This window comes from Lentilitoribacter sp. EG35 (genome assembly GCF_040784015.1).
Classification (GTDB): Bacteria; Pseudomonadota; Alphaproteobacteria; order Rhizobiales; family Rhizobiaceae; genus Lentilitoribacter.
This window is the reverse complement of sequence record NZ_JBFNGQ010000045.1, coordinates 1-546: the sequence shown is the minus strand read 5'-3', so window position 1 is coordinate 546 and position 546 is coordinate 1. Positions and strand designations below refer to the sequence as shown.

1 protein-coding gene is annotated in these 546 nt (G+C 48.4%); it reads right to left on the bottom strand.

Annotated elements, in window-relative coordinates; all coding sequences use genetic code 11:
* A partial coding sequence (locus tag AB2J24_RS19880) for a cadherin repeat domain-containing protein (RefSeq protein ID WP_367386817.1) occupies positions 1-546 on the bottom strand: 546 nt, incomplete at both ends.

Genomic DNA, 546 nt, shown 5'->3' with positions numbered 1-546 from the left:
CTGCATCATCAGACAGGGAATAGCTGATATTATCAGAGGCATCCGCATCTGTGGCAAACGCCGTTACACCAACCGTTGCACCAGAACCTGCATTCTCATCAACACTATTGCCTGTCGCGTTTGTATCTGTGATCGCTGAGGCACCACTTTCATTGACATCACTGACATCAATCGTAAAGCTTTGGGTTGAGGTTGTGCCATCATCAGAAGTGGCCGTTACTTCAATCGTGTGAGATGTATCTGTTTCATAATCAAGACCAGAGGCCACAGTCACAACACCCGTATTGGCATCAATGGCAAAGAACCCGCCCGGGTTGGACGATAATGAATAACTCACATGATCGCTCGCATCCGCATCAGAGGCAAACGCCGTCACACCAACCACGGAACCCGTGGAGGCGTTTTCAGCAACACTATTGCCAGACCCATCTGTGTCACTGATCGCTGTGATCGATGTCTCGTTCACATCATTCACACCAATCGTAAAGGTCTCATTAGACGTCGATCCATCATCTGAGGTCGCAACAACGGTAATATTATGTGAAC